This window comes from Comamonas sp. 17RB, from assembly GCF_030056555.1.
Lineage (GTDB): Bacteria > Pseudomonadota > Gammaproteobacteria > Burkholderiales > Burkholderiaceae_C > Comamonas > Comamonas terrigena.
Genome location: NZ_JASHHY010000009.1, coordinates 125,331 through 151,225 on the forward strand (window position 1 = coordinate 125,331; position 25,895 = coordinate 151,225).

Below are 25,895 nucleotides of genomic sequence, written 5' to 3' on the forward strand. Positions count from 1 at the left end.
AGTTGCTTTTGGTTTTCCGGGGCTTATTGCCGAGAATCGGTGCTTGTGCATCCATTTGTAAACCCGAGACACTGAGGCCATTTCATGGAGAACACCCCCTTCGCCGTGCCGGCGATCGATCCCAGCAAACAGCTTGATGACCAGGTGCAGGCGCAACTGAGCCGCCTGTGCATGGGCTTGTCGCCCATTGCCCTGGGGCTGGCGGCCGCCGACTGGGCCATGCACCTGGCGGCGTCGCCCGGCAAGCAGATGGCGCTGGCACACAAGGCGGTGGAACTGTCGCGCGAAGCGGTGCAGCGCAGCCTGACGCCCGCCAATCCCGAGACCCCGGAAAAAGACACCCGTTTCAAAGACTCCGCCTGGTCGCAGTGGCCGTACAGCGCGCTGAAGGAAGGCTTCAAGGCCAGCGATGCCTGGTGGCGCGAGGCCACCAAGGTCGACGGCATGACCCGCCACCACCGCCACATGGTGGATTTCTTTGCCCGCCAGGGCCTGGATGCGATGTCCCCGTCCAACTGGGCGGCGACCAATCCCGAGGTGCTGGCCAAGGCCCGCGAAACGCAGGGCGAAAGCCTGCGCAAGGGCTTTGAGCATTTCACCCAGGACCTGAAGGCCCTGCGCAAGGCCAAGGCCGATACGCCCGCCGAAGCGCTGGAGCCGCTGGAATTTGCCGTGGGCAAGGATGTGGCCTGCACGCCGGGCAAGGTGGTGTTCCGCAACCACCTGATCGAGCTGATCCAGTACCTGCCCACCACGGCCAAGGTGCAGGCCGAGCCGGTGCTCATCGTGCCGTCGTGCATCATGAAGTACTACATCCTGGACCTGTCGCCCGGCAACTCCATGGTCAAGTACCTGGTGGACCAGGGCCACACGGTGCTCATCGTCTCCTGGCGCAACCCCGATGCTTCGGACCGCGACCTGAAGATGCAGGACTACCTCTCCAGCGGTGTGCTGGCGGCGCTGGAAGCCACCAAGGCCCGCACCGGTGCGGCACGCGTGCACACCATGGGCTATTGCCTGGGCGGCACCTTCCTGGCCATCGTCGCGGCCACCCTGGGCCGCCTGGCGCGCAAGAAGCCCGGCGCCTGGAGCGCCAAGGAAAAAGCCCTGGTGCCTGCCGACCTGCCGGAGCTGGCCTCCGTCATGCTGCTGGCGGCGCAGACCGATTTCTCCGAACCCGGCGAGCTGGGGGTGTTCATCGACGACGACCAGCTGGAGAGCCTGCGCCGTTCCATGGCGGAAAAAGGCTATCTGTCGGGACGGCAGATGGGCGGCTCCTTCCAGTTCCTGGCCTCCAAGGACCTGGTCTGGTCGCGCAACACCAGCCGCTATCTGCTGGGCGAGGAAGACAGCAGCTTCGATCTGATGAGCTGGAATGCCGACCAGACCCGTCTGCCGGCGCGCATGCACACCGAGTACCTGACCTCGCTGTTCCTGAATAACGCGCTGGCCAACGGCCAGTACCGCTTTGCCGGGGCCACTGTGGCGCTGATGGACATCAGCGCGCCGATGATGGTGGTGGGAACCACGCGCGACCATGTCTCGCCCTGGAAGTCTGTCTACAAGATCCATCTGCAGACCGATACGCACGTGACCTTTGTGCTGGCCGCCGGCGGGCACAACGCGGGCATCGTGTCGGAGCCCGGCCGCCCGCGCCGCAGCTACCAGATCGCCAGCGTGGAAGATGGCCAGGGCTGGATCGATCCCGACGACTGGGTGGCCCAGGCTCCGGTGATCCAGGGTTCCTGGTGGGAAGCCATGCACGCCTGGATCAGTGCCCGCTCCGGCGCGGCGATCCAACCTCCCGCCATTGCGGCGGAAAACGTGGTGTGTGATGCACCCGGTGACTATGTGATGGTGCGCTATGCAGACTGAAAACACGACAACCGAACTGGCCCTGCAGGAACATGTGGAGCGCCTGAGTGCCTCCATCGAGCGGCTGAACGCCCGCATTGCACGCCTGGCCACTGCGCTGGATGTGTCGCTGGACAAGGACAGCGAGGTGGAGCGGGTGCTGCAGCGCGAAACCAGTGCGCCCGGCGACACCCGCCAGCACCGCATGCGGGAAGAGCTGCGCGGCCTGCTGGTGCTGCGCTACGGCGTGACCACGCGCTTCACCCAGAAGCTGGGTGCGGAAGTGACGCGCGACCTCTTCATCTACGCCGAAGAAAAGCTGCTGCGCGAGGGCTTCCGCCCCGGCGCCGACGGCATCGATCTGCGCGCGCTCGAAGCAGAAGCGGCCTGATTCCCCATTTTTGATAGCGGCCTGCGCGCACTCAAGCGGCGTGCAAGGCGAGAAATCACCAAAGCGCCAGAGAGCGCTGCGGCCCGGCTTTACCCCGAAAGATCCTCTGACCATGACACAAGCGTCTTCCTCTTTCACTCTGCAAGGCAAAAAAGGCCTGATTCTGGGCATTGCCAACGACCACAGCATCGCCTGGGGGTGCGCCAAGATGGCCGTGCAGCAGGGCGCCCAGGTGGTGGCATCCTGCCTGAACGACAAGGCCCGCAAGTATGTGGAGCCGCTGACCCAGCCGCTGGGGATTGATCTGGTCAACTGCAATGTGGAAACCGAAGGCGAGCTGCAGGCCCTGGTGGACCATGCGGTCAAGACCATGGGGCAGATCGACTTCGTCATCCATTCCATCGCCTGGGCGCCCATGGAGGACCTGCACGGCGATGTGGTGGACAGCTCGCGCGAAGGCTTTGCTCGCGCCGTCAGCGTGTCCTGCCACTCGTTCGCCGAAGTGGCCAAGCTGTGCGCGCCGCACATGCCCAATGGCGGCAGCATGCTGTCCATGACCTACCTGGGCTCCGGCGAAGCTGTGCCCAACTACGGCCTGATGGGGCCGGTCAAGGCGGCGCTGGAATCGATGGTGCGCTACATGGCCATGGAGCTGGGCCCCCGGAACATCCGCGTGCATGCGGTGTCGCCCGGTCCCATCCTGACCCGTGCGGCCTCGGGCATTGCCGAGTTCGACAAGCTGATGCAGACCGCCATCGACAAGGCGCCGCTGCAGCGCCTGGTGACGCTGGAGGAAATTGCCAGCCTGTCGGCCTTTTTGTGCACCGACGCCGCGTCGGGCATGACCGGCCAGACCATCTATGTGGACGCCGGCGTCCACGCCATGGACTGAGTGCGTCCCTCTCCGCCAACAGCGCGGGCGCCGCGCCGCCTTTTTCGTACAGTTTGACCGAGGTATCCCATGAACATGCAGAACCCGCACATCGACGAATGGATGGAAAACGTCACCTATGACGAGCTGAGCGTGGGCCAGAGCGCCCGCCTGGTGCGCACGGTGACGGTGGAGGACATCCAGGCCTTCGCGGCCGTCTCGGGCGACATCAACCCCGCCCACCTGAACGCCGAATACGCCGATGCCACCATGTTCCACGGCGTCATCGCCCACGGCATGCTCGGTGCGGCACTGATCTCGGCCCTGTTCGGCACGCAGTTCCCCGGCCCCGGCACCATCTACCTGGGCCAGGAACTGAAGTTCACCAAGCCGGTGCGCATTGGCGATACGCTGACCGTGCTGGCCACGGTGACGGAAAAGGACGACGAGAAAAAGCGCATCGCCGTCGACTGCCAGGTCAGCAACCAGAAGGGCGAGGTGGTGCTCAAGGGCGTGGCCCGTCTGATGCCGCCCACGCAGAAGGTGCGTGTGCCCCGGGTCAACGCCCCCCAGATTCAGCTGTTCGACCCTGAAGCGCGTCAGAAGGCGCTGCTGGCCCGCACCGAAGGGCTGGACGCCGTGCGCTGCGCCGTGGTCCACCCCTGTGATGAAGGCTCGCTCAGCGGCGCATTGGACGCGGCACAGCATGGCCTGATCGTGCCGGTGCTGATCGGCCCCGAAGGCCGTATCCGCCGCGTGGCCGAAGAAGCCGGCCTGAGCCTGGAAGGCGTGGAGATCCTGCATGTGGAGCACAGCCATGCGGCGGCCCAGCTGGCGGCCGAGATGGCCGCCAACAAGGACGTGGAAGTGCTGATGAAGGGCAGTCTGCACACCGACGAGCTGCTCAAGGCCGTTCTGGGTCAGCCTGCGCTGCGCACCGGACGCCGCCTGTCGCATGTCTTCCGCTTCGATGTGCCGCTGTATGCCAAGCCGTTGCTGATCACCGACGCGGCGATCAACATCCGCCCCACGCTGCCGGAGAAGGCGGACATCATCCAGAACGCCATCGACTTTGCCCGCATCATGGGCACGGAAGCGCCCAAGGTGGCGGTGCTGTCGGCCGTGGAAACCGTCACGCCGACCATTCCGTCCACCATCGATGCGGCAGCGCTGTGCAAGATGGCCGACCGGGGCCAGATCAAGGGCGGGCTGCTGGACGGTCCGCTGGCCTTCGACAACGCCATTTCGCCCGAGGCCGTGCGCATCAAGGGGATTGACTCGGCCGTGGCCGGGCAGGCCGATATCCTGGCCGTACCGGACCTGGAAAGCGGCAACATGGTGGCCAAGCAGCTGGAGTACCTGGCCGGCGCTTCCGGCTCGGGCCTGGTGCTGGGCGCGCGTGTGCCCATTGCGTTGACCAGCCGTGCCGACGGCCCCACGGCCCGCGTGGCGTCTGCCGTGCTGGCCGTGCTGGCCGCGCACGACAGCCGCAAGAAGCAGGAAGCCGACGCGTGGAAGAGCGGACACTGAACCGCTGACTGATGGGGCCAAGCGGCCGCTGAGCCGCCGCCCGACCGCCATCCAAGGAGAAAACAATGGCCATTCTTGCCGTCAATGCCGGATCGTCCTCGCTGAAGTTCTCGCTGCACCCGCTGCAGGGCGGACAGGTGCAGCCCCATGTGCTCTCGGGCAACATCCAGGGGCTGGAGCCTGGTGGCACGCCGGCCATGGGGTGGACCTATCTGGGCAAAAAGCACCAGGAAGCCCTGGTGGTGCCTGCCGGCACCGTCCCTTTTGTTGCCGCACTAGAGAGCCTGCGCGCCCTGGTGCAGAAGCTCGAAGCCGCGCCCGACATCGAAGCGGTGGCCCACCGCGTGGTGCATGGCGGTGGCGTATTCACCGAAAGCGTGCTGGTGACCGAGGAGGTGCTGGAACGCCTGGCCTGCTTCAATTCGCTGGCGCCGCTGCACCAGCCGCACAATCTGGAAGGCATACGCCGCTTTCAGGCCGCCTTCCCGCAGCTGCCGCAGATTGCCTGTTTCGACACCGCCTTCCATGCCACCATGCCCGAGGTGGACTACGCCTTTGCCCTGCCCAAGGCGCTGCAGGAAGAAGGCGTGCGCCGCTATGGCTTTCACGGCCTGTCCTACCAGTACATCATGGGCATGTTGCTGGAGCACACCCTGCGCGGCCGTGGCCGCGTGGTGATGGCCCACCTGGGCAACGGTGCCAGCCTGTGCGCGGCGCTGGCCGGCTCCAGCGTGGCCACCACCATGGGCTTTTCGGCCCTGGACGGCTTGATGATGGGCACGCGCAGCGGATCGCTGGATGCCGGGGTGCTGCTGTACCTGATGGAGCAGGGCTGGACCCATGCCCAGATGGAAAAGCTGCTCTACAAGCAAAGCGGCCTGCTGGGGGTGTCCGGCATCTCGGCCGATATGCGCACGCTGCGCGCCAGCGACAGCCCGGATGCGGAACGTGCCATCCTGCAGTTCACCCACCGCGTGATCCGCGAAAGCGGTGCGCTGATGGCCTGCCTGGGCGGTCTGGATGTGCTGGCCTTCAGTGGCGGCATCGGCGAGAACGACGCGGTGCTGCGCGAGCAGGTCTGCAACCGCCTGGCCTGGACGGGGCTGCGCATCGATGAAGAGCGCAACCGCAATGCCGATGGCAAGGCGGCTTACGCCATCCATGCGCCCGACAGCCGCGTCGAAATCTGGGTCATTCCCACCGATGAAGGCCGTGTGGCGGCGCGCGAAGCGGCGCAGCTGCTGCAGACGCTGAAGGCGGGTGGCCAGACCACGCCGTCGCTGGCTCCGGCTTCCGTGGCCTGAGGCGGCATGCCCCACCGTGCGGAGGGGCCGCGGGGGCCCATGCGCGCCAGCGTGCGCAGCGGATGGCGCAGCACAGCGCCCGCTGCGCCGCCCGACGGGGAGGCCTGACAGCCTGGGCGCCAGGCGCCCGGTCCGGCAGGTTCTTGCTTACTGGAATGCTACTTCGTCGAAGCTGCGCAGCTTGCGGCTGTGCAGGCGTTGCGAGCCGCCCTGGCGCAGCAGTTCCACCGCGCGCATGCCGATGCGCAGATGCTGGTCCACACGCTCGCGGTAGAAGTGGTTGGCCATGCCCGGCAGCTTGATCTCGCCGTGCAGCGGCTTGTCGCTGACGCACAGCAAGGTGCCATAGGGCACGCGGAAGCGGAACCCGTTGGCGGCGATGGTGGCGCTTTCCATGTCCAGCGCCACGGCGCGGCTCTGGCTGAAGCGGCGCTGGGGCAGGTTGTCGGGCAGCAGTTCCCAGTTGCGGTTGTCGGTGCTGGCCACGGTGCCGGTGCGCATGATGCGCTTGAGGTCGGGCCCTTCCATGGCCGTCACATCGGCCACAGCCTGCTGCAGCGCCTGCTGGATCTCGGCCAGGGCGGGAATCGGCACCCACAGCGGCAGTTCTTCGTCCAGCACATGGTCCTCGCGCACATAGGCGTGCGCCAGCACATAGTCGCCCAGCTCCTGGCTGTTGCGCAGGCCGGCACAGTGGCCCAGCATCATCCAGGCATGGGGGCGCAGCACGGCAATGTGGTCGGTGATGGTCTTGGCATTGGCCGGGCCCACGCCGATGTTGACCATGGTGATGCCGCTGTAGTCCTCGCGCACCAGGTGGTAGGCCGGCATTTGCGGCAGGCGGGGCGGTGCGGCACCCAGTTCGTCGATGGCCTGGGTCGGCAGCCCCGTCCGGCGGGTGACCACGTTGCCGGGCTCGATGAAGGCGATGTATCCGCTGTCTTCCTTGGCCATTTCGGCATGGCCCAGGCGGATGAATTCGTCGATGTAGAACTGGTAGTTGGTGAACAGCACAAAGTTCTGGAACCACTCCGGCGCGGTGCCGGTGTAGTGGCGCAGGCGGTGCAGCGAATAGTCCACGCGCGGCGCGGTGAACAGCGACAGCGGGAACGCCTGGCCCGGCTGGGAGCGCCAGGTGCCGTTGGCAATGCCGTCGTCCATGGCTTCCAGGTCGGGCAGGTCGAACACATCGCGCATCAGGATGCGGCGTTCGGGGGACAGGCTGCCTTCCACATGGTCGTTGTCGGCGAACGAGAAATGGATGGGAATGGGCTGCTGGCTCAGTCCCACCTGGATGTCCACCCCATGGTTCTTGCGCAGCAGACGGAACTGCTCCTGCAGGTAGCGCGCAAACAGGTCCGGGCGGGTGATGGTGGCGTCGTAGCGGCCCGGGCCCTCGACAAAGCCGTAGGCCAGCTTGGTGTCGGCGCGCGCCACGGTATGGGTTTCGATGCGCACCAGCGGGTAGTAGGCGTGCACCGGTGCGGAGAGCTGCTCGCCCGCGACAAAGCGGCGCATGGCATCGCGCAGGGTATCGACCTGCTCCTGGTAGAGCGCCTGGACGCAGGCCAGTGCAGCGAGCGGGTCGTCAAAACGGCGCATGCGCGCCGCAGAAGAGGTGTCTGGGGCAGGGTAGGGCATACCTTATTGTGCGACATTCGTGTGACAGCTGCGTGGCTGGGCTGGCGCAGCGGTGCGTGCCGACAACGGCCGTGCCAGCGGTTCGCCATGGTCCACGGCAGGGTAGGCGGCGCGGCACAATGCAGCCGCCAGCCTGCGCACGCAGGCCAGGCCATGGCCGGTCAGGTGACGGGTGCAGGCCGGATGGAGCAAGGAAGATACGGAAATGCTGAGCGTGGTACAGCGCGTCAAGACGGCGCGGGTGGAAGTGGACGGCCGGATCACCGGCCAGATTGAACAGGGCCTGCTGGCCTTGGTGTGCGCCGAACAGGGCGATACCGAAGCCGAGGCCGACAAGCTGCTGGCCAAGATGCTCAAGCTGCGCATCTTCCAGGACGATGCCGGCAAGATGAACAAAAGCCTGCAGGATGTGGGAGGCGGCCTGCTGGTGGTCAGCCAGTTCACCTTGGCGGCCGACACCAGGGGCGGCAACCGCCCCAGCTTCACCGGCGCGGCCGCTCCGGCCGAGGGCCAGCGCCTGTACGACTATTTCGTGGCGCAGGCGCAAGGCAGCCACCCGGTGGTCCAGACCGGCATTTTTGCCGCCGACATGCAGGTGCACCTGGTCAACGACGGGCCGGTGACCATTCCGTTGCGCATTGCGCCGGCGGCGGCCGCAACCGGTAACTGAGCCGGACCGCTGTCGGCGGTGGCGTACCCGGGCGGGGTGCTGGTTCACTGCGTGGCGGCCCTGCACAAAGCCCGGGTGCCCGGGATAATCGCGGCATGAACACTTCCTCCAGCGCCGCCCAGGCCACCGCACCCACCGCTTTCTCGGCGCTGCCCCTGTCCCCCGAGATGCTCGCCAATCTGCAGCAACTGGGCTATGCGCAGATGACGCCCATCCAGGCGGCCAGCCTGCCGCTGACATTGCAGGGCAAGGACCTGATCGCCCAGGCCAGCACCGGCAGCGGCAAGACCGCCGCCTTCGGCCTGCCCATGGTGGACCGCCTCAATCCGCGCTGGTTTGCCGTGCAGGCACTGGTGCTGTGCCCCACGCGCGAACTGGCCGACCAGGTGGCCACCGAGGTGCGCCGCCTGGCCCGTGCCCAGGACAACATCAAGATCGTCACCGTCTATGGTGGCGTGCCGTCGCGCAACCAGATCGCCTCGCTGGAAAACGGGGCCCACATCGTCGTCGGCACGCCCGGCCGGGTGATGGATCTGATGGAGCGCGGCAAGCTCGACATCAGCAACCTCAAGACCCTGGTGCTGGACGAGGCCGACCGCATGCTGGACATGGGCTTCCTGGCCGATATCGAGACCGTGGTGCGCCAGTGCCCGGCCGATCGCCAGACGCTGCTGTTCTCGGCCACCTACCCGGACGGCATTGCCAGCCTGGCCACCCGCTTCATGCGCGACCCGCAGACCGTGAAGGTCGCCACCCAGCACAGTGCCAACAAGATCGTCCAGCGCTGGTACGAGGTGGATGCCAATGACAAGATCTACACCGTGCCCAAGCTGCTGGCGCATTTCCGCCCTGAGTCGAGCATTGCTTTCTGCAACACCAAGCAGCAATGCCGCGAGGTGGTGGCCGAACTGCAGGCCCAGGGCTTCAGCGCACTGGCGCTGTTCGGGGAGCTGGAGCAGCGCGAGCGCGACGAGGTGCTGGTGCAGTTCGCCAACAAGAGCTGCAGCGTGCTGGTTGCGACCGACGTGGCGGCACGGGGCCTGGACATTGCCGACCTGTCCGCCGTCATCAATGTGGATGTGACCCCGGATCCCGAGGTGCACATCCACCGCATCGGCCGCACCGGCCGGGGCGACGCGGAAGGCCTGGCGCTGAATCTGGTGTCCATGGACGAAATGGGCAGCGTGGGCAAGATCGAGCAGCTGCAAAGCCGTGCCTCGGAGTTCTTCCCGCTGGAGGGGCTCACGCCCGCCGCAGGCGGTGAGCTGCTGCCGCCGATGGTGACCATCCAGATCATCGGCGGGCGCAAGGAGAAGATCCGTGCCGGTGACGTGATGGGTGCCATGTGCGCCGACTTCGGTTACACCCGCGAGCAGATCGGCAAGATCAGCGTGAACGACTTTTCCACCTATGTGGCGGTGGACCGCCACATCGCCTCGGCGGCCTGTGCCAAGCTCAATGCGGGCAAGGTCAAGGGCAAGACGGTGAAGGCGCGCCTGCTCTGATCCCCTGGCCCCATGGGCCTTGGACCACCCTCTGGAGGCGGGTGGTACGCGCAGGCCGGGCAACAAAAAGGCCTGGCAGCACGGCCAGGCCTGGGGAAAGCGGCAGGTGCTGCCGGGGCGCTTATTTCAGCAGGCCTTGCACCTTGGCCAGCGCGGCCTGGCCGCACTTGTCGTCCAGGTGGCCGCCGGGGGCGCCGGCAATGCCCACGGCGCCGATGACTTCGTCACCGGCCTTGACTGGCAGGCCACCGCCCAGCAGCAGGTAGCCCGGGATATGCACCAGATTGGCGGCGCCGGGGTTCTTTTGTGCGCCTTCCATCATCGCCAGGGTGTTGTTCTTGGCGGATGCCGAGGTGAAGGCCTTGAGGCGGCTGCCTTCCAGCGTGTGGGGGCCGGCGTTGTCGGCACGTTGCACGGCACGCACGGTGCCGGCGCGGTCGACCACGGTGGCGGTGACGGCATAGCCATCGGCCGCGCAGGCGGCCACGCTCTGGACCGCGATCTGGTTGGCCAGTTCCAGCGACATGTTTTTTTCCACGCGCACAGCCTGTGCATGGGAGGCGCTGGCGATCAGGCCCAGGCCCAGAACGAGTGCGGAAGAGAAGGTGCGGCGCATAGCAATTTTTCCTCAGTGAAAAGTGGCGCGCAGACAGTGCAGCGCTCGGGTATCACTGTAAAAATTGCAGCAGCCAGGCGCCATTCGTGCGGCTACGCCCGGGCCTGCGTAGAACTACGGAGCGGGCGGCTTCGGCGCCTGCCGGCCGTGCGCGCTACAGCTCCGTCAGCGGGGCATAGCGGCGAATCAGCCAGGCCAGCGAGGGCGCCTGCAGCTTGGCAAACAGATTGGCCCGGTGGGTTTCCACGGTGCGGGGTGACACATCCAGCGCACGGCCGATTTCCTTGTTGGTCAGCCCCTGCACGATCAGGGCCAGCACCTCGCGTTCCCGGGGCGACAGCTGGGCGTAATGCTCCTGGGCTGCGCGGTCGGCCTGGGTCCGGGCGCGCAGGCGCACGTGCTGGCGCACCGCCGTCTGCAGGGCTTCCAGCAGCACTTCGTCATCGACGGGCTTTTCCAGGAATTCGGCCGCACCACCCTTGAAGGCCCGCCGGCACATATCGACCGTGCCATGGCCGGTGAGCAGGATGACGGGCTGGTCCACCCCTTGCTCCATCAGCTGCGCCAGCAGGGCCAGGCCGCTGACGCCGGGCATGCGCACATCCAGCACGATGGCGCCGATGGACTGGCGGTCGAACTGCGCGGCGAACAGCACCGGATCGGCCCAGCTTTGCACCCGCAGGCCCACGGTGCTGATCAGCAGCGCCAGGCTGTCGCGCACGGCCTGGTCATCGTCCACCAGGTGGATCAGCGGGGAGTGTTGGTGGTCACCGGATTCGGGCATGGAAGACATCAAGGGGTATCCGCAGCGTGGGTGGGCATGGCAGGCAGCTGCAGCTCGAAGCAGGCGCCGCGCAAGGGGCCGCCGTCCACCTGCCGCAGCTGGCCGCCCATGGATTCGGCCAGACCCTGGCTCAGCGTCAGCCCCAGGCCCAGACCCTGGGCGCGCGTGGTGGCAAAAGGGGTGAACAGGCGCTCGCGCAGCTCCGGGGCAATGCCGGGGCCGTTGTCCTGCACCGTCAGCAGCAGGTGCCGGCCCTGCGGGCGGTGTTGAATCAGCAGCTGCCGCTCGGCCACGGGCAGCTGCTCCATGGCCTGCAGGGCGTTCAGCAGCAGGTTGTGCAGGATTTGCTGCAGGGCAATCGGGTCGGCCTGGGCGGCCGGCAGCGGCGGCGTGGGCACCGGCGCCTGGCATTGCACCTGGCGCTGGCGCAGTTCGGGCTCCAGCAGGTGCAGGGCATCGGCCACGGCCTGTGGCAGCGGCACGGCCTGGGACTGTGTGGCGGTATCGGGCCGCTCCACCAGACGGCGCAGGCGACCGATCACGGCCGAGGCGCGCTTGGCCTGCTCGGCGGCCTGCTGCATGGCCTGGCGCGCGGCGTCCACATCCGGCTCGGCGTCATCCAGCAGGCGGCGTGCGGCCTGGCTGTTGGAGAGGATGGCGGTCAGCGGCTGGTTCAGCTCATGGGCCATACCGGCGGCCAGTTCGCCCAGGGTGTTGAGGCGCGCAATCTGGCCGTATTGCAGCAGCTGTTCGGCCCGCTGGCGTGCGGCACGTTGCTGCCAGGCGGCGCGCAAGGCCGCCACTGCCAGTGCCCAGGCCAGGGCCCAGACCAGCATGCTGGGCCACGGCAGCAGGCGTGGGTGCAGCTTGTAGCGTTCGTGCAGCTCCAGCACCTGGCTGGGGGAGGACAGCGTCTTGCTGACGGACAGGGCCCAGCCGGGCGCCTGGGCATCGTCCGCGCCGTGCTGCAGCACCAGGCTTTGCGTGCCTTGCGCCAGCCAGATGCGCACCGGGCTGTGGCTGGCGGGATAGGGCCATTCGTCCGTGGGCACGGTGGCGTGCAAGTCCAGTTTCAGCGCATAGCTGGCGGGCTGGCCGGCCTGGACCACAAACAGCTTGCCCTGGGCCAGGCGGCTGGCGTCCATCTGCGCATGGCCGCTGGCGGCGGACTGCTGCTCCAGCGCCTGCAGGTCAGCCGGCCAATGGGCAGGCCAGGGCTGGTCGTCGCGCCGCTGGGCCACGCCCAGCACCTGGGGGTACAGCGTGGAGAGCCCGCTGCTGCCGGCATTGGCCGCGGCATCGCCGGACAGGGCCGGCTGCAGCAGCGACAGCGTGGCCAGAATGGCATCGTGCTGCGCCAGCTGCTGGCTCAGCAACCGGTGGGCCACGCGGGCATTGGTGGTGAAGGTTTCGTGCAGTTCCTGCAGGCGTTGCTGGGCCAGCCACGCGGCGCCGCCGCCTGCGGCGAGTGCCCAGGCCAGCAGCCATCCAAGCCATGGGCGCGTCCAGTTCATGGCGCGGATTGTGGCATCCGAAAGGATCCTCCGGCACGGGTGGGGGCGTCCATGCCCGCCGCGCCGCCGTGGTCCCGGGCGCGCGGATGCGGCCGGGTCAGCCCTTGGCGAAGAACAGGCCGGCCATCACCAGGCCGGTGGCCACAATGCCCCAGCGCAGCACGGGCGCAGGGATACGGCGCGCCACGCGGGCGCCGCCATAGCCGCCGGCGGTGGCCGCCACCATCATCAGCAGGGCCTGCGGCCATTCCACAATGCCGCCGACGGCGTAGATGGCCACGGCAATGGCCGTCAGCAGGGCGGAGACCACGTTCTTCATGCCGTTCATGGCGTTCAGCTGGGTCTGGCCCAGCAGGCCGAACAGGGCCAGCAGCAAGATGCCCAGGCCGCCGTTGAAGTAGCCGCCGTAGATGGCCACGGCCAGCATGCCCAGGGCGGCCTTGCCGGTGGACGGGGCGGCGTGCGCGGCATTTTTGCCGGCGGCCCAGGTGCGCAACTGCGGACCGAAGGCAAACAGGGCGGTGGCGGCCAGCAGCAGCCAGGGCACCACCTTGCGGAAGGTCGCGTCGGGCGTGAACAGCAGCAGCGCGGCGCCGGCCGATCCGCCCAGCAGCGACAGCACCACCACCTGCCGCATGGACAGACCGGGGGGCGGAGCCATGTCGTCCTTGAAGCCCCAGGCCCCGGCGGCGTAGCCGGGCAACAGGGCCACGGTTCCGGTGGCATTCGCCACCACGGGCGGCACGCCGGTGAAGACCAGGGCGGGCAAGGTCAGAAAGCTGCCGCCGCCTGCCACGGCGTTCAGCGCGCCGGCCACAAAAGCGGCGGCCAGCATAAGTGCGATATGGCTCGCAGGGCCCAGGCCCAGAGCTTCCATGCAGTTGTCTCCCTATCGGTGTTGTTGTGCGGTCGGTGCTCCGGGGCGGTCTGCAGCCAGTACCCCGTGGCGCGATCTTAGGGGGAGGTGCGGCGCGGTTTGGCTCGGCTGCAGCAAAGCAGTTTTGCGCGAACCACTCAAAAGCTTATTTGGAAATAAAGAAGTTGTTAAATATTCTTTTGAGGAATAAAAAAGACTTCGCAGAATGCGGCTCCTGCCTTCAAGGAGTGTCCCGTGAACCTGCACCGCCATCTTTTCCGCACCGCCTGGGCCGCCTGGGCCATGGTGGCCGTGCCGCTGACTGCCCTGGCGCAGGGGCCGGACTACCCCGCCCGCGCGGTGAAGCTGCTGGTGGCGAACGGTCCGGGCAGTGCCCCGGACATCCTGGCCCGCCAGGTGGGCCAGCAACTGTCCAAAGGCTGGGGCCAGCCGGTGCTGGTGGAGAACAAGGGCTCGGCCGGCGGTGTCTCGGCGGTCGATGCCGTGGTCAAGTCCGCGCCGGACGGCCACACCTTGCTGGTGGGCGGGGACGGCGCCATCACCATCATGCCCCACCTGCAGCAGCACCTGCCGTATGACGTCAAGCAGGACCTGGTGCCCATCATCAAGCTGGGGCAGGTCGACTTTGTGCTGGTGGCCCACCCGCGCCATGGCTTCAAGACCGTGCAGGACCTGGTGAAGGCCGCGAAAGCCAGGCCGGGCGGGTTGAATTACGCGTCGGCCGGTACGGGCAGCGCCCTGCACCTGTCGATGGAGCTGCTCAAGCAGCGTGCGGGCTTTTTTGCCACCCACATCCCCTACCGGGGCGGCCCACAGGGGCTGCAGGATGTGCTGGCCGGGCAGGTGGATGCCATGTTCATTGCCGTGGCGCCGGCGCTGGCGCATATCCAGAGCGGCAAGCTGGTGGCGCTGGCCGTGTCGGGCGCGCAGCGCAATCCGCTGCTGCCCCAGGTGCCCACCGTGGGCGAGACCTATGCGGGCTACCAGTCCGCCACCTGGTTCGGCCTGTTTGCCCCCAAGGGCACGCCCCAGCCGGTGCTGCAGCAACTGGCGCGCGATGCCGGCCAGACCCTGGCCGACCCCCAGCTGCGCAGCCAGCTGGCCCAGCAAGGCATCCAGACCACTGGCGAGACGCAGCAGGCATTTGCCCGGCAGGTGCAGGGCGACTATGTGCGCTACGCACAGCTGGTGCAGGCGATTGGCTTGAAGCTGGAGTGAGCGGCGGCGCCCGAAGGCGCCGTCCTGGCCCGGGCTGTGCGTGCAGCGCCGGGCTGAGAGCGGCTGGCATGACCCAGAAAACCAAAGGTTTGCGGTGGAGACGAGGCACGAAGCCGCAGACAGTACCGTCGTACGGCAAGGCGAAGCAACGACGTATCAAGGGTCGTAGTAGCCGCTCCTATTTGGCGTACGGGTCGGCGTAGCCCAGCTCGGCCATGATGTCGGTCTCGTAGGCCTCCATCTCGTCGGCATCGGCCTCGCTGGTTTCGTGGTCCCAGCCCTGGGCGTGCAGCGTGCCGTGCACCAGCAGGTGGGCGTAATGCTCTTCCAGGGTCTTGTTCTGTTCCTGCGCCTCGCGCTCCACCACCGGGCCGCAGATCACCAGGTCGGCCATCACCGTGGGTTCCTGCTGGTAGTCGAAGGTCAGCACATTGGTGGCGTAGTCCTTGTGGCGGTACTCGCGGTTGAGCTGCTGGCCTTCTTCGGTGCCGACGATGCGCACCGTCATTTCGGCATCCACTGCCAGCGCATGGCGGATCCATTTCGTGACCAGGCTGCGGGTCAGCAGGGCGCGGTGGGCGGCCAGGTTGTCGAACTTGCCAAACTGCAAGGAGAGTTCTAGTTGGTTGAGAGCCATATCAAATGTCCAGTGTGCGCGCTCCGCCCGGGCGCCTGGCGCCGCCCATGCCGTGGAGCAGACGTTCGGCAGCGCCGGTCCGCCGCCGGGGCGGCCGGGTCGATTGAGGCCAGGGCGCGAAGCGGTGCGGGAGGTCAGCGGGCGCGGCCGGTCCCGTTGGCGTCGTAGGCATCCACAATGCGCGCCACCAGCGGGTGGCGCACCACGTCGGCGCTGGTGAAGCGGTTGATGGAGATGCCCTTGACCCGCTTGAGCACGCGCTCGGCGTCGATCAGGCCGCTCATCGCCCCCTTGGGCAGGTCGATCTGGCTCACGTCGCCCGTCACCACGGCCTTGGCGCCAAAGCCGATGCGGGTGAGGAACATCTTCATCTGCTCGGGCGTGGTGTTCTGCGCCTCGTCCAGGATCACAAAGGCGTTGTTCAGCGTGCGTCCGCGCATGAAGGCCAGCGGCGCGATCTCCAGCGCATTGCGCTCGAAGGCCTTCTGCACCTTGTCATAGCCCATCAGGTCATACAGCGCGTCGTACAGCGGGCGCAGATAGGGGTCGACCTTCTGTGTCAGGTCGCCGGGCAGAAAGCCCAGACGCTCGCCGGCTTCCACGGCCGGGCGGGTCAGCACAATGCGCTGCACGGCGCTGCGCTCCAGCGCGTCCACGGCGCAGGCCACGGCCAGGTAGGTCTTGCCGGTGCCGGCCGGGCCAATGCCGAAGGTGATGTCGTGCTTGCCGATGTTTTCCAGGTACATGGCCTGGTTGGGCGTGCGTGCGCGCAGGTCGGCGCGGCGGGTGGTCAGCTGCACGGCCGTGGCGTCGGGCTCCAGCATCTCGGCGTCGCCGGCCAGCATCAGCTGCAGCGTGTCCTCGGAGATGGGGGCGTCGGCCATTTCATACAGGGCCTGCAGCAGCTCCATGGCCTGCTGGGCCTTGGCCTTGGGGCCGTCCACCTTGAATTGCTCATGGCGGTGGGCGATCTTGACCTGATGGCCCACTTCGATGGTGCGCAGGTGGGCATCGGCCGGGCCGCAGAGATTGGCCAGGCGCAGGTTGTTGTGGGGTGTGAAGGTGTGGCGCAGTATCACGCGGATAATTCCATCCAATGTGCCGCTACCACAGCGGCGAAAGTAGCGGTAAAAGCAGCGGCTTAAGGAAACCAATGATAGGCAAACTGACGGGCACCCTGATCGAGAAGAACCCTCCCGAGGTCCTGCTGGACGTGCATGGCGTGGGCTACGAGGTCCAGGTGCCCATGAGCACGTTCTACAACCTGCCCGGGCTGGGCGAGAAAGTCAGCCTGTTGACGCACTTTATCGTGCGCGAGGATGCGCAGCTGCTGTATGGGTTTGCCACCCCGCAGGAGCGTCAGACTTTTCGCGAGCTGATCAAGGTCAGCGGCGTGGGGCCGCGCACCGCGCTGTCGGTGCTGTCGGGCATGGGGGCCGACGATCTGGCCCAGGCCGTGACGCTGCAGGAGGCCGGTCGCCTGGTCAAGGTGCCAGGCATCGGCAAGAAGACGGCAGAGCGCCTGCTGCTGGAGCTCAAGGGCAAGCTGGGCGATGCGATCGGCGGCAGCGGTGCGGCGGCCCAGGTCAAGAGCGATGCCCAGGGCGACATCCTGCAGGCCCTGGTGGCGCTGGGCTATTCCGACAAGGAGGCCACCGCCAGCCTCAAGGCGCTGCCGGCCGATGTCGGCGTTTCCGAAGGCATCAAGCTGGCGCTCAAGGGCCTGACCAAGTAGGCACGACCGCCCGTCCATGCCCGCCGTGGTGAGGAGTGTCGAGGGGCGGTGGGGCTTATTTGCGGGCCGCGGCCTGCAGCTTTTCGACTGCGGCCCGGGTCTGCGCTACATGGGCCTCGGGGTCGGAGCCGATGTGCACGAACTTCACCTTGCCGTCCTGGCCGATCACGTAGGAGATGCGATCGGCACGCGCTGGATTGGCGGCGGCTGCGGCGTCGTAGGCCCGTATGGTCTGGGCCTGGGGATCGGAGGCCACGGCAAACTGGTCACGACAGGCTTCGGTGGAAAAGCGCTGCAGCGTGGCGATATCGTCGTGCGACATGCCCACCACGGTGGCGCCCAGCGCTGCGAACCGGGGCGTGGCCTCGGCAAAGGCATGGGCCTCCAACGTGCAGCCCTGGGTGAAGGCCTTGGGAAAGAAGTACAGCACTACCGGGCCTTTTTTCAGCGTGGCGGCCAGGTCGAACGTAAAAGGCTTGCCTGCCACGGCTGCGGGCGTGGTGAATGCAGGTGCGGCGTCGCCCACCTGGAGGGCCGCCTGGGCCTGGGCGGCGCACAGCAAGGCCAGTGCGGCCGCCGTCTTCAGCACGCGGGGAAAGGTCATGGCAGTTCCTGAAAAAGGGTGCAAAGGGGCTGCCAGCATGCCACGGCCGGCCACGCTGGCATAGCGCAGACCGCACGCCCTGCAGGGCGGCAGGGCCATGCAGCGGCCCAATCCCGCCACGGCGTTGCAGGGTGGTGCAGACACGGCACAATCCCTGCCATGACCATTGTTGTTGAAGATCTGGGCCCGGCATCGGAGCCTGCGCCGCGCATGGTGTCGGCGGGTGCTGTTTCCAAGAGCGAGGAACAGCTGGAGCGCGCCCTGCGGCCCAAGATGCTCGAGGAGTACGTGGGCCAGCAAAAGGCGCGCGAGCAGCTGGAAATCTTCATCGGCGCGGCCCGCAAGCGCGGCGAGGCACTCGACCACGTGCTGTTGTTCGGCCCGCCCGGCCTGGGCAAGACCACGCTGTCCCACATCATTGCGGCGGAGCTGGGGGTGAACCTGCGACAGACCAGCGGTCCGGTGCTGGAAAAGCCCAAGGACCTGGCGGCCCTGCTGACCAACCTCGAGGCCAACGATGTGCTGTTCATCGACGAAATCCACCGGCTCAGCCCCGTGGTGGAAGAAATTCTCTACCCGGCGCTGGAGGACTACCAGATCGACATCATGATCGGTGAAGGCCCGGCGGCGCGCAGCATCAAGCTGGACCTGCAGCCTTTCACGCTGGTGGGCGCGACCACGCGGGCCGGCATGCTGACCAACCCGTTGCGGGACCGCTTCGGCATCGTGGCGCGGCTGGAGTTCTATACGCCGGAGGAGCTGGCGCGCATCGTCACCCGCAGCGCCGGCCTGCTGGGTGCGCCCATTGATGTGCCGGGGGCACAGGAGATTGCCAACCGCTCGCGCGGCACGCCGCGTATCGCCAACCGCCTGCTGCGCCGGGTGCGCGACTATGCCGAGGTCAAGGGCGACGGCAGCATCACCCAGGACATGGCGCGCAAGGCGCTGTCCATGCTGGATGTGGACCCGCGCGGCTTTGACGTGATGGACCGCAAGCTGCTGGAAGCCGTGGTGCACCGCTTTGACGGCGGCCCGGTGGGGGTGGACAACATCGCCGCCAGCATCGGCGAGGATGCCGGCACCATCGAGGACGTGATCGAACCCTATCTGATCCAGCAAGGCTATCTGCAGCGCACGCCACGGGGGCGCATTGCCACCAAGGCGGCCTACGCCCACCTGGGCCTGGTGCAGCCGCCGTCGGTGGCGGGCGGCCTGTTCGGCGACTGAACGCCGCCCTGGGTGTCCCCGGCGGCGGTGCCGGCCTGTGCCTCAGGCCTGCTGGCTGGTTTGCAGCATGCCGTGCACGATCAGCCACTGGGCGGCGTAGTAGGTGCCCAGCACGCCCAGCCCCGCCCAGGCCAGCGGGTGTACAAAGCGGTCGACGGCCAGCAACGTGTCGCTGAGCATGAACAGCAGCGCCCCATAGGCCACACAGCGCGCCGCGCGGCTGGCGCGCACCAGGGCCCGGCCCACGGCCTGCGCGGCCATCAGCGCGATCACCAGCACATAGGCGCCCACGGGCAGGCGCAGTTCCGCCGGCAGATGGCCCCACAGCACGCTGTAGACCCCGCCGCCCAGCAGCAGACTGGCCACCAGCGGGATGCGTCGCGGTAGCCAGGGGGCATCCAGCGCAAACAGCCGGATGTAGCAGACATGGGCGCACAGGAACGCCACCAGGCCGGGGATGAACAGCCCGTCCAGCATCAGGCAGACATCCCCCGCCAGGCTGAAGGCCAGGGCCGCCAGCAGCCAGTGGCGTGCCCGCAGCCGCCGGGCGCTGCGCGGGGCAAAACGCGGGGCGCACACCGCCAGCAGCGCCGCCACCATGGCCAGCGGCTTGAACAGCCGGTGCAGCTCCACCCAGCCGGCCTGGGCCGTGAGCATGGCGCCAGCTCCCAAGGCCAGCAGAACCCATTGCCAGACATGGATGCGGCCTGGGGGCATGAAGATGGTGCGCATGGTGGGCAAAGCAAGTGGCAATGGCCGCAGTGTGCCGCGCAGCGGCGGGGGCGGCATGGGGTGCTTTCCCCGTGGTGCGCCGCTGCAACGCGTGACGGCAGTTCCGCTCCGCCCGCTCGGCCCGCTCCGGGTGTGCGCGGGCATGAAAAAGGCTGCCGAAGCAGCCTGTGTGCGGTGCGACCGTCTTCAGTTGTCGCTGCCCCGCGCTTCGATGGCGCGGTTGATGCCCAGGGCCGCCAGCGTGCAGAGGGCGCCGGACAGCAGGTACAGGCCCACGGCCACCGGGCCGAAGCGCGAGGACAGGCCCAGTGCCACCAGCGGCGCAAAGGCGGCGCCCAGCAGCCAGGCCAGATCGGACGAGTAGGCCGCGCCCACATAGCGCAGGCGGCGGGAGAAATTGGCCGTCACGGTGCCGGACGACTGGCCGTAGGACAGGCCCAGCAGCACAAAGCCCACCAGGATGAAGGTGTTCTGCCCGGCGCTGCCGCCATCCAGCAGGAAGGGTGCGGCAAAGCTGAACAGGCCGATCAGCACCGCCATGGTGCCCAGGGTGTTGCGGCGGCCAAAGCGGTCGGCCAGCTTGCCCGACACCAGAATCCCCAGGCCGGCCAGCAGGCCGCCCAGCACCTGGGTCCAGAGAATGCTGGTGACGCTGTCTTCGCCGAACATGGTCATCCAGGACAGCGGGAACACCGTGACCAGGTGGAACAGGGCAAAGCTGGCCAGGGCCGCCAGGGCGCCGATCAGCACATTGCGGCCTTCACCGCTGCGCGTCAGCTCGAAGGTGGGTACGGGCTCCAGCTCCAGCTTTTCCAGCAGGCGGGTATAGGACTGACCCACTACCAGCCGCAGGCGTGCGAACAGGGCGACCACGTTGATCGCGAAGGCCACGCAGAAGGGGTAGCGCCAGCCCCATTCCACAAACTCTTCATGGCTCAGCGCCTTGTAGAGGTAGGCAAACAGCGCCGCTGCCACCACAAAGCCCAGCGGGGCGCCCAGCTGGCCGATCATGGAATACCAGCCGCGTTTTTCGGGTGGGGCGCTCAGTGCCAGCAGCGACGGCAGGCCATCCCAGGAGCCGCCCAGGGCCAGCCCCTGCAGGATGCGGAACAGCACCAGCAAGGCGATGGCGTAGCGGCCCAGGTCGACATAGCCGGGCAGCAGTGCCATGCCCACCGTGGCGGTCCCCAGCAGGAACAGCGAGATGGTCAGCTTGGTGGCACGGCCCCAGCGCTGCTGGATGACCATGGAGATGGCGGTGCCGATGGGGCGGGCGATGAAGGCCAGCGAGAACACCGCAAACGACGCCAGCATGCCGTTGAGCAGGGTGTAGTGGGGGAAGAACACGTGCGGGAACACCAGCACGCAGGCAATGCCGAAGACGAAGAAGTCGAAATACTCGGACGACCGGCCGATGATGACGCCGGCAGCGATTTCGCCGGGAGAAGCCTCTTCGTGCGTGTCGGCGTCGGACAGGTCTTCCGAGCCATGGAAACCGCCAGCAGGTGCGATGTTCGGATAAGCGAGGCCACTCATGAAACACACTCCTATGAGGTTGGTGTGCCTCCCTTCTACGCCCTTGGGCAGGGGCTCGCAATCGGATAAACGGCTTTTTAGGGGAAGTTCCCGATCTTGACGGCCATCAAGTGGCGACAGGCGGCCGCTGGAGGGCGGTCAAGACCCGGCTGCCAGCAGGGTTAGTGGCCAAAGTGCGCTGCCCGGGGGCGGGCCAGGGTGCGTCCTGGGGTTAGTGTGTAAGCGTTAACCCGTGCCGTTCGAACAGAAAAAAATGCCGTGGAAACAAAGAGTTAAGGACTTTTTGCCGCGAAGGGCATAAAACGCCTAACTGATGTGCTTCGGCCTTGCAATGACCCAGCGCAGGGCTGCGGTGGACAAAATGTCCAATCGCAAAAAACCTTGATCGAAGTAAATTCGCAACGTCTTGTAATCCGCGCCGGCACCCGTCTGCGCGTGTCTTTTTGCGTCTATAGCATGTTTCAATCCAAGGAAATCCGTGGGCCCGCGTGGCTCGCGGCGGCCGCCTTGATAGCCAGTCTGACTGGTTGCAGCAAGGCCGTCGTACTCAATCCCGCAGGTGACATCGCAGCCCAACAGGGCCAGCTGGTGGTGACTGCCACCCTGCTGATGTTGATCATCATCGTGCCGGTGATTCTGTTGACGCTGTTGTTCGCCTGGAAGTATCGCCAGTCGAACACCGAAGCCGAATACGATCCCGAATGGCACCATTCCACGGCCCTGGAGCTGGTGATCTGGAGCGTTCCGCTCATCATCATCATCGCCCTGGGCGCGCTGACCTGGATCAGCACCCACAAGCTCGACCCCTACCGTCCGCTGGACCGTGTGTCTGAAACTAAGGCCTTGGCGCCCGAAATCAAGCCCCTGGAAGTGGAAGTGGTGGCCATGGACTGGAAGTGGCTGTTCTTCCTGCCCGAGCAAGGCATCGCCACGGTGAACGAGCTGGCTGCACCGGTGGATCGCCCGATCCGCTTCAAGCTGACCGCCACCTCCACCATGAATGCGTTCTATGTGCCTGACCTGGCCGGCATGATCTATGCCATGCCCGGCATGGAAACCCAGCTGAATGCGGTGATCAACAAGGAAGGCGTGTTCCACGGCCTGGCATCGCACTACAGCGGCGCCGGTTTCGCCGGCATGACCTTCAAGTTCCACGGTCTGAGCAACGAAGGCTTCGACGCCTGGGTTGCCAAGGCCAAGGCCGAAGGCCAGCCCCTGACCCGTGACGCCTACCTCGACCTGGCCAAGCCCAGCGAGCGGGATCCCGTGAAGCGCTTCTCCAGCGTGGAAGACGGCCTCTACAGCAAGGTGCTGAACCGTTGCGTGGAAGACGGAAAGATGTGCATGCACCACATGATGGCCATCGACGCTGCCGGCGGCGAAGCCTACATGAAGGCCGCAGGTCTGAACCTGCCCCAGGACGTGTGCACGGTCCAGAACGCTGACCGCGTGGTGGCCCTCCTGGACCAACGCGATCAACCGGGTGCTGTGGCACAGCAGTAAGCATTGACGGCGGTCTGGCCTGCGTCTGCAAGCGGGGCCGCCACTTAGCAAGAGACTCGATATGTCTGGAAATACAACCTTGCCCAACGATCCGCTCATCGGGCGGATCAGCTGGGACGCCGTACCGATGGCGCATGAGCCCATCGTGTTATGGACTTTCATCGCCGTGGTCCTGGGCGGCCTGGTGATGATGGCGGCACTGACCAAGTTCCGCCTCTGGGGCCCTCTGTGGCGCGACTGGATCTGCTCGATCGACCACAAGAAGATCGGCATCATGTACATGATCCTGGGTCTGGTCATGTTCCTGCGCGGCTTTGCCGACGCGGCCATGATGCGTCTGCAGCAGGCCATGGCCTTCGGCGACAACCTGGGCTACCTGCCTCCGCACCACTACGACCAGATCTTCACCGCCCACGGCGTGATCATGATCTTCTTCGTGGCCATGCCTTTTGTGACCGGCCTGATGAACTATCTGGTGCCGCTGCAAATCGGTGCGCGTGACGTGTCCTTCCCGTTCCTGAACAACTTCAGCTTCTGGATGACCACGGCCGGCGCCGTGCTGGTGATGATCTCCCTGTTCCTGGGCGAGTTCTCCACCTCGGGCTGGCTGGCACTGTCCAATCTGGGCAACCAGAGCGGAAGCACCGGTCTGGATTACTACATCTGGGCATTGCAGATTGCCGGTGTGGGCACGACGCTGTCGGGTATCAACCTGATCGTCACCATCATCAAGATGCGCGCGCCCGGCATGAACCTGATGAAGATGCCCGTCTTCGTCTGGACCTCGCTGTGCACCAACGCCCTGATCGTGGCGTCCTTCCCCATGCTGACCGCAGCCCTGGTGCTGATGTCGCTGGACCGTTACCTGGGTACCCACTTCTTCTCGAACGACTTCGGTGGCAACGCCATGTTGTACGTGAACCTGATCTGGATCTGGGGTCACCCTGAGGTGTACATCCTGGTGCTGCCGGCTTTCGGCGTGTTCTCGGAAATCGTGGCCACCTTCAGCAAGAAGCGTCTGTTCGGCTACACCTCCATGGTGTACGCGACGGTGTGTATCACCATCCTGTCCTACCTGGTGTGGCTGCACCACTTCTTCACCATGGGTTCGGGCGCCAGCGTGAACACGTTCTTCGGCATCACGACGATGATCATCTCGATCCCGACGGGCGCCAAGATCTTCAACTGGCTGTTCACCATGTACAAGGGCCGCATCAAGTTCGATCTGCCCATGATGTGGACCGTGGCCTTCATGTGCACCTTCGCCATCGGCGGCATGACCGGCGTGCTGCTGGCAGTGCCTCCGGCCGACTTCGTGCTGCACAACTCGCTGTTCCTGATCGCGCACTTCCACAATGTGATCATCGGCGGCGTGGTGTTTGCCGTGTTCGCCGCCATCAACTACTGGTATCCCAAGGCCTTCGGCTACAAGCTGGACGTGTTCTGGGGCAAGTGCTCGTTCTGGCTGTGGCTGGTGGGCTTCTGGGTGGCCTTCACGCCCCTGTACATCCTGGGCCTGATGGGTGTGACCCGTCGCGCCAACCACTTCGAAGATCCTTCGCTGCAGATCTGGTTCATCATCGCTGCGCTGGGCGCCGCCATGATCGCCGCCGGTATCGGCTGCTTCCTGATTCAGATCGTCGTCAGCTTCTTCAAGCGCGACCAGCTGCGTGACGAGTCCGGTGACCCATGGGGTGGCCGTACGCTGGAATGGGCCACTTCCTCGCCCCCTCCCCAGTACAACTTTGCCTTCACCCCCGTGGTGCATGACATCGATGCCTGGTGGGACATGAAGAAGCACAGCTACCAACGTCCGCTGACGGGCTTCCAGCCCATCCACATGCCTGCCAACACCGGCGCCGGCGTGGTGATCTCGGGCCTGTCGCTGGTATTGGGCTTTGCGCTGATCTGGCACATCTGGTGGCTGGCAGGCGTGTCGTTCGCAGCCGTGATCGTGGCTTCGATCATCCATACCTTCAACTACAAGCGTGACTTCTACATCCCGGCCGCCGAAGTGGTCGCCACGGAAGAAGCCCGCACTCTGCAGCTCGCTCGCCATGTCTGATATCCGTCATAACGCAGGCGCCGCAGGCGCCCTGGCTCCGCGGGAATACCACCTCGCGCACGAGCCCCATCCAGAGAACGGCACCTCGCTGGGCTTCTGGCTCTACCTGATGAGCGACTGCCTCATCTTCGCTGCCCTGTTCGCCACCTTTGGCGTGCTGGGTCGCAACTATGCCGCCGGCCCCACGGGCAAGGAACTGTTCGACCTGTCGCTGGTGGCCATCAACACGGCCTTCCTGCTGCTGTCGTCCATCACCTTCGGCTTTGCCATGCTGCAAAAGCAGAAGAAGAACGTCAGCGGCACGCTGACCTGGCTGGCCATCACCGGCGTGCTGGGTCTGTGCTTCCTGGGCGTGGAACTCTATGAGTTCCACCACCTGATCCACCAAGGTGCCACGCCCCAGCGCAGCGCCTTCCTGTCGTCGTTCTTCACGCTGGTGGGCACCCACGGCCTGCACGTGACCTTCGGCCTGATCTGGCTGGTCACGCTGATGGTCCAGATCAGCAAGCACGGCCTGATCGAAGCCAATGTGCGTCGCATCAACTGCCTGTCGATGTTCTGGCACTTCTTGGACGTGGTCTGGATCGGTGTGTTCACCTTTGTGTATCTGATGGGGGTGCTGTAAATGAGCGCACACGACCTTCACGCCGGTCATGGCGACCATCATGACCACGATGATCTGCACGTCACCATGGGTGACTACGTCAAGGGCTTCATCCTGGCGGTGATCCTGACGGTGATTCCGTTCTACCTGGTGATGAGCGGCGCCATCGAGGATCGCGCCACCGGTCTGGTGGTGCTGGGTGCCTTTGCCATCGTTCAGGTGGTGGTGCACATGGTGTACTTCCTGCACATGAACGGCAAGATCCAGGGTGGCTGGACCATGCTGTCCACCGTCTTCACCGCGGTCTTCCTGGCCATCGCCGTGGCCGGTACGCTGTGGGTGATGTACCAGATGAACGCCCACATGATGCCGACGCACGAGAGCGCTCCGGCGGTCAGCCAGCCCGCTGCAGCGGAAACGGCTGCGCCTGCCGTGCAAGCGCCTGCCGCAAGCGATGCGGCTGCACCGGCTCCTGCC

23 protein-coding genes and 1 pseudogene are annotated in these 25,895 nt (G+C 66.2%); 14 read left to right on the forward strand and 10 right to left on the reverse strand.

Annotated features, from left to right (window positions below; genetic code table 11):
• The first annotated feature begins 84 nt into the window (after nt 1–84).
• From QM470_RS16830 to QM470_RS16850, 5 genes are all read left to right on the forward strand, one after another.
• Nucleotides 85–1,875, forward strand: coding sequence for a PHA/PHB synthase family protein (locus QM470_RS16830; RefSeq protein WP_283340055.1), 1,791 nt, complete (start codon nt 85–87; stop codon nt 1,873–1,875).
• The gene (locus QM470_RS16835) at nt 1,865–2,245 is read left to right on the forward strand and encodes a hypothetical protein (protein WP_218334168.1); all 381 of its coding nucleotides are present in this window, start codon (nt 1,865–1,867) and stop codon (nt 2,243–2,245) included. Before QM470_RS16830 ends, QM470_RS16835 begins: the two co-directional genes overlap by 11 nt.
• Before the next feature lie 112 nt (nt 2,246–2,357).
• Nucleotides 2,358–3,137 carry an enoyl-ACP reductase FabI gene (gene fabI / locus QM470_RS16840; RefSeq protein ID WP_218334169.1) on the forward strand — a complete coding sequence of 260 codons (780 nt, stop codon included), beginning with the start codon at nt 2,358–2,360 and terminating at the stop codon, nt 3,135–3,137.
• Nucleotides 3,138–3,206: 69 nt separating this feature from the next.
• The gene (locus QM470_RS16845) at nt 3,207–4,646 is read left to right on the forward strand and encodes a bifunctional enoyl-CoA hydratase/phosphate acetyltransferase (RefSeq protein ID WP_218334170.1); all 1,440 of its coding nucleotides are present in this window, start codon (nt 3,207–3,209) and stop codon (nt 4,644–4,646) included.
• Nucleotides 4,647–4,711: 65 nt separating this feature from the next.
• Nucleotides 4,712–5,950 (forward strand): acetate/propionate family kinase, encoded by a 1,239-nt coding sequence (locus QM470_RS16850; protein ID WP_283340058.1) that lies wholly within the window; start codon nt 4,712–4,714, stop codon nt 5,948–5,950.
• A 147-nt stretch (nt 5,951–6,097) separates the two neighbouring features.
• Here QM470_RS16850 and QM470_RS16855 read toward each other — a convergent pair whose 3' ends face one another.
• Nucleotides 6,098–7,552 (reverse strand): AMP nucleosidase, encoded by a 1,455-nt coding sequence (locus QM470_RS16855; protein WP_283340171.1) that lies wholly within the window; start codon nt 7,550–7,552, stop codon nt 6,098–6,100.
• A 244-nt stretch (nt 7,553–7,796) separates the two neighbouring features.
• Between QM470_RS16855 and dtd the strand changes: the two genes are divergently transcribed.
• Together dtd and dbpA are read left to right on the forward strand one after the other, a co-directional pair.
• A complete protein-coding gene (gene dtd, locus QM470_RS16860) occupies nt 7,797–8,261 on the forward strand; it encodes a D-aminoacyl-tRNA deacylase (protein ID WP_283340059.1) in 465 nt (154 codons plus the stop codon).
• Nucleotides 8,262–8,356: 95 nt separating this feature from the next.
• On the forward strand, nt 8,357–9,766 hold the full coding sequence (gene dbpA / locus QM470_RS16865) for an ATP-dependent RNA helicase DbpA (protein WP_283340060.1): 1,410 nt from the start codon (nt 8,357–8,359) through the stop codon (nt 9,764–9,766).
• Between the two features lie 121 nt (nt 9,767–9,887).
• Here dbpA and QM470_RS16870 read toward each other — a convergent pair whose 3' ends face one another.
• From QM470_RS16870 to QM470_RS16885, 4 genes are all read right to left on the reverse strand, one after another.
• Nucleotides 9,888–10,382: a GlcG/HbpS family heme-binding protein gene (locus tag QM470_RS16870; RefSeq protein WP_283340061.1), complete on the reverse strand. Its 495-nt coding sequence runs from the start codon at nt 10,380–10,382 to the stop codon at nt 9,888–9,890.
• 154 nt (nt 10,383–10,536) lie between these two features.
• Nucleotides 10,537–11,166: a response regulator transcription factor gene (locus QM470_RS16875; protein ID WP_066541544.1), complete on the reverse strand. Its 630-nt coding sequence runs from the start codon at nt 11,164–11,166 to the stop codon at nt 10,537–10,539.
• An 8-nt stretch (nt 11,167–11,174) separates the two neighbouring features.
• Nucleotides 11,175–12,680: a sensor histidine kinase gene (locus QM470_RS16880; RefSeq protein ID WP_283340062.1), complete on the reverse strand. Its 1,506-nt coding sequence runs from the start codon at nt 12,678–12,680 to the stop codon at nt 11,175–11,177.
• Between the two features lie 97 nt (nt 12,681–12,777).
• The gene (locus QM470_RS16885; protein ID WP_283340063.1) at nt 12,778–13,557 is read right to left on the reverse strand and encodes a sulfite exporter TauE/SafE family protein; all 780 of its coding nucleotides are present in this window, start codon (nt 13,555–13,557) and stop codon (nt 12,778–12,780) included.
• 234 nt (nt 13,558–13,791) lie between these two features.
• On the opposite strand from QM470_RS16885, the gene QM470_RS16890 reads away from it, so the two are divergent.
• Entirely contained in the window at nt 13,792–14,775 is a 984-nt protein-coding gene (locus QM470_RS16890) for a Bug family tripartite tricarboxylate transporter substrate binding protein (RefSeq protein ID WP_283340064.1), read from the forward strand.
• Between the two features lie 178 nt (nt 14,776–14,953).
• Here the strand turns inward: QM470_RS16890 and ybeY are convergent, their stop codons facing one another.
• Both ybeY and QM470_RS16900 read right to left on the reverse strand, forming a co-directional pair.
• A complete protein-coding gene (gene ybeY, locus QM470_RS16895; protein ID WP_218334178.1) occupies nt 14,954–15,412 on the reverse strand; it encodes an rRNA maturation RNase YbeY in 459 nt (152 codons plus the stop codon).
• A gap of 134 nt (nt 15,413–15,546) precedes the next feature.
• The gene (locus QM470_RS16900; RefSeq protein WP_283340065.1) at nt 15,547–16,491 is read right to left on the reverse strand and encodes a PhoH family protein; all 945 of its coding nucleotides are present in this window, start codon (nt 16,489–16,491) and stop codon (nt 15,547–15,549) included.
• A 74-nt stretch (nt 16,492–16,565) separates the two neighbouring features.
• Between QM470_RS16900 and ruvA the strand changes: the two genes are divergently transcribed.
• Nucleotides 16,566–17,147, forward strand: a complete 582-nt coding sequence (ruvA, locus tag QM470_RS16905; RefSeq protein WP_280012470.1) for a Holliday junction branch migration protein RuvA — start codon at nt 16,566–16,568, stop codon at nt 17,145–17,147.
• Between the two features lie 55 nt (nt 17,148–17,202).
• Here ruvA and QM470_RS16910 read toward each other — a convergent pair whose 3' ends face one another.
• Nucleotides 17,203–17,751, reverse strand: a complete 549-nt coding sequence (locus tag QM470_RS16910; protein WP_066541107.1) for a peroxiredoxin — start codon at nt 17,749–17,751, stop codon at nt 17,203–17,205.
• A 159-nt stretch (nt 17,752–17,910) separates the two neighbouring features.
• Here QM470_RS16910 and ruvB point away from each other — a divergent pair, with 159 nt between their 5' ends.
• Nucleotides 17,911–18,978 carry a Holliday junction branch migration DNA helicase RuvB gene (gene ruvB, locus QM470_RS16915; RefSeq protein ID WP_066541105.1) on the forward strand — a complete coding sequence of 356 codons (1,068 nt, stop codon included), beginning with the start codon at nt 17,911–17,913 and terminating at the stop codon, nt 18,976–18,978.
• Nucleotides 18,979–19,020: 42 nt separating this feature from the next.
• Here the strand turns inward: ruvB and QM470_RS16920 are convergent, their stop codons facing one another.
• On the reverse strand, nt 19,021–19,710 hold the full coding sequence (locus QM470_RS16920; RefSeq protein WP_283340068.1) for a lysoplasmalogenase: 690 nt from the start codon (nt 19,708–19,710) through the stop codon (nt 19,021–19,023).
• A 186-nt stretch (nt 19,711–19,896) separates the two neighbouring features.
• Nucleotides 19,897–21,246, reverse strand: coding sequence for an MFS transporter (locus QM470_RS16925; RefSeq protein ID WP_280012467.1), 1,350 nt, complete (start codon nt 21,244–21,246; stop codon nt 19,897–19,899).
• A gap of 456 nt (nt 21,247–21,702) precedes the next feature.
• Between QM470_RS16925 and cyoA the strand changes: the two genes are divergently transcribed.
• From cyoA to cyoD, 4 genes and pseudogenes are all read left to right on the forward strand, one after another.
• A complete protein-coding gene (cyoA, locus tag QM470_RS16930) occupies nt 21,703–22,749 on the forward strand; it encodes a ubiquinol oxidase subunit II (protein ID WP_066541099.1) in 1,047 nt (348 codons plus the stop codon).
• A gap of 61 nt (nt 22,750–22,810) precedes the next feature.
• Nucleotides 22,811–24,814, forward strand: a complete 2,004-nt coding sequence (gene cyoB / locus QM470_RS16935; protein ID WP_272970966.1) for a cytochrome o ubiquinol oxidase subunit I — start codon at nt 22,811–22,813, stop codon at nt 24,812–24,814.
• Nucleotides 24,807–25,439 carry a cytochrome o ubiquinol oxidase subunit III gene (cyoC, locus tag QM470_RS16940; protein ID WP_280012466.1) on the forward strand — a complete coding sequence of 211 codons (633 nt, stop codon included), beginning with the start codon at nt 24,807–24,809 and terminating at the stop codon, nt 25,437–25,439. Before cyoB ends, cyoC begins: the two co-directional genes overlap by 8 nt.
• Nucleotides 25,440–25,862, forward strand: a pseudogene (gene cyoD, locus QM470_RS16945) (cytochrome o ubiquinol oxidase subunit IV); the annotation flags it as partial.
• Between the last annotated feature and the right edge of the window lie 33 nt (nt 25,863–25,895).